General features: G+C 49.3%; 6 protein-coding genes. 2 read left to right on the forward strand and 4 right to left on the reverse strand.

Features of this window, described 5'->3' with window-relative positions; genetic code table 11:
• Nucleotides 1-88: 88 nt before the first annotated feature.
• On the forward strand, nucleotides 89-544 hold the full coding sequence (locus ACEW8P_RS12810) for a (2Fe-2S)-binding protein (RefSeq protein WP_373513470.1): 456 nt from the start codon (nucleotides 89-91) through the stop codon (nucleotides 542-544).
• A 55-nt stretch (nucleotides 545-599) separates the two neighbouring features.
• Nucleotides 600-2,855 carry a molybdopterin cofactor-binding domain-containing protein gene (locus ACEW8P_RS12815; protein WP_373513471.1) on the forward strand — a complete coding sequence of 752 codons (2,256 nt, stop codon included), beginning with the start codon at nucleotides 600-602 and terminating at the stop codon, nucleotides 2,853-2,855.
• 451 nt (nucleotides 2,856-3,306) lie between these two features.
• Here the strand turns inward: ACEW8P_RS12815 and ACEW8P_RS12820 are convergent, their stop codons facing one another.
• The 4 genes from ACEW8P_RS12820 to ACEW8P_RS12835 form a co-directional block, all read right to left on the reverse strand.
• Nucleotides 3,307-4,782 carry a TlpA family protein disulfide reductase gene (locus ACEW8P_RS12820; protein WP_373513472.1) on the reverse strand — a complete coding sequence of 492 codons (1,476 nt, stop codon included), beginning with the start codon at nucleotides 4,780-4,782 and terminating at the stop codon, nucleotides 3,307-3,309.
• Nucleotides 4,783-5,356: 574 nt separating this feature from the next.
• A complete protein-coding gene (locus ACEW8P_RS12825) occupies nucleotides 5,357-6,385 on the reverse strand; it encodes an SGNH/GDSL hydrolase family protein (protein ID WP_373513473.1) in 1,029 nt (342 codons plus the stop codon).
• A 472-nt stretch (nucleotides 6,386-6,857) separates the two neighbouring features.
• Entirely contained in the window at nucleotides 6,858-7,427 is a 570-nt protein-coding gene (locus tag ACEW8P_RS12830) for a YceI family protein (protein WP_373513474.1), read from the reverse strand.
• A gap of 80 nt (nucleotides 7,428-7,507) precedes the next feature.
• On the reverse strand, nucleotides 7,508-8,974 hold a 1,467-nt coding region (locus tag ACEW8P_RS12835), incomplete at its 5' end, for an outer membrane beta-barrel family protein (protein ID WP_373513475.1).

The following is an 8,974-nucleotide window of genomic DNA, read 5'->3' on the forward strand; positions in this document are numbered from 1 at the left end:
GACAGTCGCCCAACGAATACCGTACGCTCCACGATAATTGACCCGTCAAATTTTTTCCGTATTTTACACAATTCAAAAAAACACTTCCATGGCAAAATATAATCTGAAAATCAACGGAAAAACGCGCCCGGTCGATGTCGATCCGGCCACGCCCCTGCTGTGGGTGCTGCGCGACCACCTCGACCTGCCCGGCACCAAGTACGGTTGCGGTATCGCTCAGTGCGGGGCCTGCACAGTACACCTGAATAGCACGGCGGTGCGATCCTGCCAGCTACCCGTTTCGGCGGTAGGCGACGAGGCCATCACGACCATCGAAGGACTTTCCGAAAAAGGCGACCATCCGGTGCAGCAAGCGTGGCTCGAACACGACGTGGCCCAGTGCGGTTACTGCCAGTCTGGTCAGATTATGAGTGCGGCCGCTTTGCTGAGAACTAATCCTACCCCCAGCGATGAGGAAATTGAGGCGGGAATGAGCGGTAATATCTGCCGCTGCGGCACCTACCTGCGCATCCGGGAGGCAATCAAAACCGCGGCTAAATCATAATTGTCCCGGCGGATTTCCGGCGGCTATTCCTCTATCTAAATTAAGCTATCGACTCATGGAAAATACAAAATCAACTCACAACAGGCGTTCCTTTTTAAAATCGTCGGCACTGGCGGGCGGTGGGCTGATGCTCAGTTTCAGCTGGCTCTCGAGCGCGAAGGCCGCCGAAAAAATGCAGGAATTGAACCTGCCCGAGCAGTGGTCAGAACTCACGGGCTACATCAAAATTACACCAGATAATATCGTCAAGATACTTTGCCCTAACCCAGAATTCGGGCAAAATGTGATGACTTCTCTCCCGATGATTATCGCCGAAGAACTGGACGTGGACTGGAAAGACGTGGTGGTGGAAATGGGGCCGCACGACAATGTGAAATTGGGGCCACAGTTCACGGGCGGAAGTAACTCGGTCAGGATGTACTGGAAACCCCTCCGGGAGGCAGGAGCCGCGGCCCGGCAAATGCTGCGCCAGGCCGCCGCCGAAACGTGGAGCGTGCCCGTTGAGGAAGTCACGACCAAGGCCGGCGTACTCTACCATCCTGATACGATGAAGACGGGCAAATACGGCGAATTCGCCGAAAAAGCGGCTACGGTACCCGTCCCCAAAGAAATGACGCTAAAAGAACCCGCTGATTTCAGTATCGTCCGGCATTCCAAAAAGAATGTGGAAGGGATGAAAGTAGTGACTGGCCAGCCCCTGTTTGGCCTTGATTACCGAGCCGACGGTATGTTGATTGCCATGATTCAGCACCCGCCCGCCTTCGGCATGAAGCTGAAATCGTTTGATGCTTCGCAAACGCTCAAAATGCCGGGCATCAGGGATGTTTTCAGACTGAAACTGTACGAAGATGGTTTCGAGCAGGGCGGTTTCGATACCCGCACTTTCAACGATATGCTAGTAGTGGTAGGCAATACTACCTGGGAGGTGATGACAGCCCGCAAAAAGCTAACCGCCCAGTGGGAGCCTGCCGGCGACACCACAGACATCATGATGGGTCGGGGCGAGAAAAGGGAGGTCGTCGTTCCGGGTGGGCTGGAAAGTACCAGTACGCAGCTTGCAAAAATGCAGGAATATGCCAATGAGCCTGCCCAGGAACTAAGAAGAGACGGCGACCCCGAAACGGCTTTCAAAAATGCGGCCCAGGTGATTGAGCGTACCTACAATGCCCCGTTCCTGGCCCACAACTGCATGGAGCCGATGAATTTCTTTGCCGATGTTACAGCCGAAAAAGCGGTAGTGGCAGGTCCCTTGCAGGCACCGGGTTGGGCAGAACCTACCCTGTCAAAACTATTGAATCTTCCGGCCGATAAGATCGACATTCACATGACGCGCATGGGGGGCGGTTTTGGTCGGAGAGCCTATACCCAATATCTCTACGAAGCGGCGCTGATTTCCAAAAAAGTTAAAGCCCCGGTCAAGCTAATCTACTCCCGTGAGGACGACATGACCTACGGCATTTATCGCCCGATGTACACAGCCACCTACCGCGCGGCGCTGGACGCCGATAAAAAGCTGATCGCCTTCCACGTGAAAGGCGGCGGCATTCCCGAACATCCCGTCCATGCCAACCGCTTCCCGGCGGGAGCCGTGGACAACTACCTGGCCGAGGGCTGGGCCATTCCTTCCAACATCACCATCGGGGCATTCCGCGCCCCCCGTTCCAACTTTAACGCCGCCGCCGAGCAATCGTTTCTGGATGAAGTAGCCGAGGCAATGGGCAAAGACCCTATCGATTTGCGTCTGGAACTTTTGGAGCGAGCCAAGAAAAATCCGGTGGGCGAAAACAACGACTACGACGCCGACCGCTACGCGGGGGTACTTAAGCTGGTCCGGGAAAAGTCGGGCTGGGGTGGTGCCGACCAGGGCAAATACAGTCGGGGCGTCGCGGCTTATTTCTGCCACAACTCCTACGCTGCCCACGTGGTGGACGTGGTCACCCGTGAGGGAGTACCCTACGTGGAGCGGGTCACGAGCGCGGTGGATTGCGGCGTGGTGGTCAATCCCGACGCGGCCACTAACATGGTGCAGGGAGCCGTAGTAGATGGCATCGGCAACGCTTTTTACGGTCAATTGACCCACAAAGACGGAGCCGCCGAGCAAAGTAATTTTGACAAGTACCGCCTCATCCGCCACCGCGAAGCACCAAAGACGATCGACGTGCATTTTGTCCAAAACGACATTGACCCCACCGGACTGGGCGAACCGCCCTTTCCCCCGGTATTTGCGGCGGTGGCCAACGCTTTGTACAAAAACATGGGCAAGCGGTTTTATAATCAGCCGTTTCAGCCTGACATAGAGAAGCAGATTTGAGTTTGAGAAAACCCCTTGCTCACTCGATCCAATTCTGGGCCTGCACCGCCGTGGCCTGAGTCCTCTCAGATTGGTATAATGGTGGATTTAGCCATAGAGAGGGTACTTCGCTATCCCATGTACTACCTGGCCCTTGAACTGGAAGAGGATTTTCTGTCTTTGTGTACTCAAAAAATGACTGGCACACCCGGCAGAGGATAACCCCTATTTATGAAAACGTATCCCAAGAGGGAGTTCTCTTATGATTAGTGAAGAGCGGATTAGCTTTTGACGAAACTAGCCGTTGCAAACGGCCATTCATTTTCAGTACGCAGTCTCCCTTTGGAAGACATACGCACAACAGCTGTAACACTACGACGAACAAGGGGGAAGGCAGTAGACGGATTATTGATCAGATTATTTTCACAACAACCTGAATGATAAAATGTTAATCTATCAAAGATCGCCCTAATTAAATAGCTAAAAGGGAGTCCAGGTAATTGTCAGATAATAATTCCGAGGGAATTTTGGCGTTAGTAGTTACTATATTTCCATCTTTATCAATCAGAATATATCTGGGAATTGCATTGAATTTATACAAGCTATTGACAATATTGGAATCCGCTAGAAACTCAGAATTTTGGATACCATGTAATCCTTCAATTTGTAGATTGTTTCTTAAAAACCTCCTCCATTTTTCTGTTTGCTGGTCCACTGAGATATAGAGGAATTTTAAATCGGGACGACTTGAATATTTTTTCGATAGCTTTACAGAGTATTTTAATTCATCGACACACGGCCCACACCACGTCGCCCAGATATCTATATATACAAGATTCCCACTTAAATCAGAAAGTTTAAATTCTTTTTCATTAATATCGTGCAGCACTAGATCCTTCATAGGCATCCCAGGTTTCAATTCATCATAATTAGTAACGATATACTTTAATCCCTCTAAATATTTTGAATGAGGATAGTCCTTTTGAAACAAATCAATAAGTTTCAATTCTAAATTATAATCCATCAAATAATCTATCGACATATGAGCTACAAACAAAGCCATTAGAAATTCTCGATAATCATTCAATTTCTTATCCTTTATAATTGCTCCCTTAACGTATTCATACACGCCGGTTTTTACTTCATTATCATACCGGCAGTTCAAAATGTTATCAAATATTGGCCTCAATCTTCTTTCCAAATACCAAGTATAGTGTGGATTATTAATATAACTAGGGTGCAAGCTCAAATCTTCGAATGCATTAGTTAATGTTGAGTCTAAAACGACCCGCATATCATCGTTACTACTTTCGGCTCTGGCGATTTCAGTGTCAAAATGCATGCGTTGAGTAATTTCATATAGGGAAAAATAGTTGAGTAGCATTTGCCTATAGTAATCCGAAATAGAGCTATCCCCTTTTATCTGGTGTTTTAATTCTGTACCAAATTGCGTTAAGCTATCTAAATACACCTGTTGTTCTAAAGAAGATGCAGAAATACGATCAATTACATTTGTATTTACATATTGACTCCTTTCTTTTTCAACAAGAAAAATTTTGTGATAGTATGAATTAATGATTTTTAAATCATCGTCAAACTTAGGGGATCCATTCTCAATTGTAAGATCTATATTTGCCCCTGGTTCAAAGTACAGAGTCGTGTAAAATTTCCATTCACCTTGATCTTTATTTCCAACTACCACTAATAGGCTAAGCGTATCATTTTGGACAAACTCAATTTTAGTCCGCCCTAATGAATCAAACTTAGACTGATAAATTTCATTAAGTCCAGTGTGTAAAATATTAGATTTGGTTAGAGACACTTCCATCCCAGCACATTCGCGACAGGAGATATTTATTTGAGTTTCAGTTTCTTTCGAGGAAGAACCGTAACTTGAAATAAAAAGGATGGAAATGATCGGGCAGAGAATTGATATGAATGATTTCATGTACTTTTTAATTGATAAGGCTAAATTAGTATAGTGCAAATTCCCCCGCTATCGCCAGTTTGCAACTGTTGGCTAAATATACACCGAGTCTGTGACTCGCAATCCGCAAAAATTTCTGGCACATCAGCACAAGCGTTTTAAGGTCGTGCATCTGATTCTGAAAAGTACCTTTGTAAACATTACCACCCCGGCGCCGCTGGCTTTTTCTTTGATCGGCCAAAAAATAGTAATTGTCGGTTTTGACACCTTCTGGTATCATATAATCCTACCGTCTTTTTCCGACGCACTTTCCTGCATCGTGAAGGAAGTCGCGTTAGGTATAGTCCCAGCATACAGAGGAATAATCTGCTGCGCCTTGCTGCAAACAGCGAGGATAGGAGGTCAATGCTGAGCACCGTTTTTTTCACAAACCAAAAAAGGAGAGCGCCGTTTTGGTCTACTCGTAGCCCGAACCTACGCCCCACAGTTCACAAACAGCAGCCACCTCACTATGCATCAGTAAAGTGGCTGCTGTTTCAATTATCGGGACGTATTCGCACAACCAGCCCTATGTGCTGGCAGTAGCGGCAGGGAGCTAGTACTTGAGCGCCTTCAGCTTTTCGATCACGCGGTTAGCGACGATTTGGTAGCCCTTGTCGTTTAGGTGGATATCGTCGGTCGTGATGTCTGCTCTCAACCCACGGGGAAAATTAAGGTTTGCCAGATCGGTAAGATCGTCCGCCGTCGGTTTGTAGCCAATTGCGGCTAGTTCTGCGTCAGTCGGAGGCGTCATCTTTACGTAGGCATCGCCGTATTTGGCGGCAAGCTTTCCGTTGATCGCAAGTACCGTGTTATAGTTGTCAGATCCTTTGTTCTCATCCGCCTCGGTAAGGACTCCCAGTACGACGTATCGGGCGGGGGCGGTGATATAGGCCACCGAACTGGCCAGGGAAGCAATGATTTCCTCTTCCGCGCCCGGTTTACCGATATTGTTCCGGCCATACCATAAAATCTGCGTGGCGGTTTTGAGCTTGGACGCACCCTCCAGCAGGAACTCGGAATCCGCCGGAATGTCGATCACACTCACTGTATCGGGCGTAATCGTATACACTTCGCCTTCGGTCCTTCGAATGGTGCAGCGTACGCCATTTATGGTTCCCGTGCGGCTGTATTCTTCTTTTCTGAAAGGGGTCGATAAAAACTGATTGCTCAGCTTGGTAATCTTTACCGGCTTGATACCGTCCAGCTTATTTCCCTCGACCGATATTTTGAGCGGGGTACCTCCCTGCCTGACGGCGATGCTCGCGGCCCCCTGGCCCACAATCCCGTCGCTTACTACGGGCCTTCCTTGTAAGGCCGCCGCGACAATGTTCCCATAGGGTGCGGTGCCTCCTGCGCCGATGGTCAGGCTGTCACCGAAAAAGGCGAGTGTTTTATCCCTGTCCGGAATTATTTCTTTTTCAGGAATCTCGGTTTCGGGGATAACCTCGTCTTCTTCCTTACTACAAGACGCCAAAATGGTTGTGGTAAAAATAGCTGCACCGGTGGTGAGAAAAAAGCGTCTGCGGCTTAATAGACTGTCAGAGCCTTCATTGTGTGAGTTGGTCGTGTGTTTTTCAGTCATTTTTTGAAGAGGATGTTTATCGCGGTTTTTCCTGATAAAAATCATTCCAGGCAAATTTTCCTTACCCTTTCGGGTGTACAGTGGAAATGCACCGTTTCTCGAAACAATCCTCTCCACAGAACTACCCTATTTCAACCACTTTCAATGCTTGGCCCAGTCTATCAGAAATGCCTCCTGATATTTGGATACCGTTTTTGCTCCCTGTTGGGTACCAGGAATAACGTCGGCTCGGAATTTCACTGGGGAGCCGTCACTATCCCTGTCAGTGTCCGTATGAGCGGAGGATTGGGTAAATACACCTTTCAAAGCGAGACCAGACAGAGCAACAGTTTTTCACTCATCGATTTGAAAACAAAAGCCCTCCAAATAATAACGGGGACTACTTTTTAAGAGTAAAATTGCTTCCAGATTTAAAAAAATGACCGCCAACGCGAATTCGCTGGCGGTCATTTTCAGATGAAAGTAGGGCCTACTACTCTTTGGTAAATTCCCCTACCCCCTTGATCTCCACTTCGTTGCCTACTGTAGCCGTATTGTCACTTCCTACGCCAAAGTCGATACGATTCAGCTTGCCAGTCACCTTGATGGCAGCCATCGGCTTTTTGGTGCGGGGATGTTCCCGTACCCCCAGCACGACCATGTCCATCGTGATTGGCTTAGCGACGCCGTGCATGGTAAGGTTACCCGCCAGGCTATACTTTTTGTCGGCGACTTTCTTGATCGAGGTACTTTTGAAAGTCATGGTCGGGTGAACCGTGGCGGCAAACCAATCGTCACTCTTCAGGTGGTCGTCGCGGCGCTCGTTATCGGTATCGACGCTACTAATGCTGGCCGTCAGCTCTACCGTCGCGTCGGATAGGTCTTCTTTGTCGGCGGCGAGGGTCACATTGAAGTCCTTGAAGTTCCCATCTACTTCCGAAATGAGCAGGTGCGTGACCGTGAAGCCCAGTTTAGAGTGGGCCTTATCCATTTTCCAGGTTTGGGCGAATGCGCCAAAAGAAGCTGCCAGCAAGGCGATTGTGAAGAGCGTTTTCTTGTTCATGTTATATTTCGTTTTAAATTGAATTGTGAGGAAAACATAAAAACTTAGAGAATTGGATAGTGTGAAACCTCAGAGGATTCTTAGTTCGAATCCCCCCCCATTACATCGTCGTTCTTCACGCCGCGCGTCCGCTTTTTCTCTACCAGCGCCATCTTGCCGATCTTGTAGCTGAACGTCAGCTTGATGTTCTGGTTATAGATATTGTTGACGCTTACCTGGTTGAAGAGCGGCGAGTTGAGGGTACTTTTGATCTTCATCCCGCCGAAGAAGTTGTCGGCGGCCAGGCCGATGCTGCCTTTCTTGTTGGGGAAATCCTTGCGGATACCCAGCGAGTACATCCCCATGCCACTCTGCACGCCCTGTAACTGTACCCGGTTGCCCCGGAAGCCGCCAAATGCCTGAATACCCCAGCCGTTGGGTAGTTGGATCTGCGATTGCAGCCGCCCTCCAATCACGAAGCCCGAGTTGCTGACCGTTTCGGACACGCCCGTCAGACCGACTTGCATGCCTTCGAGGTAGTTGTAGTAAAGGTCCACGCCGCCGTTCAGCGTCCATTTGGAGGTGATGTAGAAGTTGCCGAACACGTTGGCCCCCAGCGTCTGCTCGCGGCCGATGTTCTGGTAGGTTGTGACTACCGCGCCGATGAGCGAGTCGGAGGGCGTGGTGATGCGGGTGATGGAGTTGCTGGTCGAGCGGCTGAACAGCGACATGTTTAGGTAGGTTTTCTTGATCGAAGTACTCAGGCTCAACTCTACATTGTCGGTCAGTTCGGGTTTCAGGGTCGGATTACCAATGTTAATGTTTTGCAGGTTCGCCAGGTTGAAGTTGGGGTTCAATTGCTGCAAGCCCGGCCGCTGAATCCGCTTGTTGTAGGCCAGTTTGAGGGTGGATGCTTTGCCGATGGCCTTGGAAATATTGACGCTCGGCACCAGGTTGGAGTAGGCCGGAATCTCGATCTCACTATTTTGGTCGAGGGCGTCGATCATCGTGTGTTCAAAGCGCGAACCCAGCTTAAAGGTGTACTTGTTGGCCGTGGCAAAGGTATAGGACAAGTACCCCGCTCCAATGTTCTGATTGTAGTTGAGCAATCCGGCGGGGTTGTTGACATCGGTGGCGAAAACGCCCGTCGGCCCGGCAAATTGGTACTGATAGTTGCTGTTCACTTCCCGGAAAATACCCTTCACACCAAACTCAATCTGCTGTTTCTTGCCAATGGGCTGCATGTAATCGGTTTGGAGAGTAATCTCCTTGTTGACGTTGTCGTTCAGGTTTTTCTGTCGTCCGGTGAGTTCCTGGGACGAACTGAGCAGATCGGCGTTGAAGTTGTTCGTCAGGTTACTCACGCTGTACAGCGTCGAGATCGACCATTCGTGGCCGGGCTTGAAGATGCGGACGTAGTCCAGGTTCATGTCCACGGAGTTGGACAAGTCGCGGCTGTCTACATTGCGGTACTTGGTGGAAGTCAGCGCGTCGTTGGTGAAAATATTGGTCGTGTAATCCTGATCCCGCGAGAAGTTGCGGGTACCGAAGTTGACGCCCGCCGCCAG

It is taken from the genome of Persicitalea sp. (assembly GCF_041751555.1).
Lineage (GTDB): Bacteria > Bacteroidota > Bacteroidia > Cytophagales > Spirosomataceae > Persicitalea.

Coding starts and splice junctions, on each gene's coding strand:
- ACEW8P_RS12810 (WP_373513470.1), top strand. CDS start 89: ATGGCAAAATATAATCTGAAAATCAACGGAAAAACGCGCCCGGTCGAT.
- ACEW8P_RS12815 (WP_373513471.1), top strand. CDS start 600: ATGGAAAATACAAAATCAACTCACAACAGGCGTTCCTTTTTAAAATCG.
- ACEW8P_RS12820 (WP_373513472.1), bottom strand. CDS start 4,782: ATGAAATCATTCATATCAATTCTCTGCCCGATCATTTCCATCCTTTTT.
- ACEW8P_RS12825 (WP_373513473.1), bottom strand. CDS start 6,385: ATGACTGAAAAACACACGACCAACTCACACAATGAAGGCTCTGACAGT.
- ACEW8P_RS12830 (WP_373513474.1), bottom strand. CDS start 7,427: ATGAACAAGAAAACGCTCTTCACAATCGCCTTGCTGGCAGCTTCTTTT.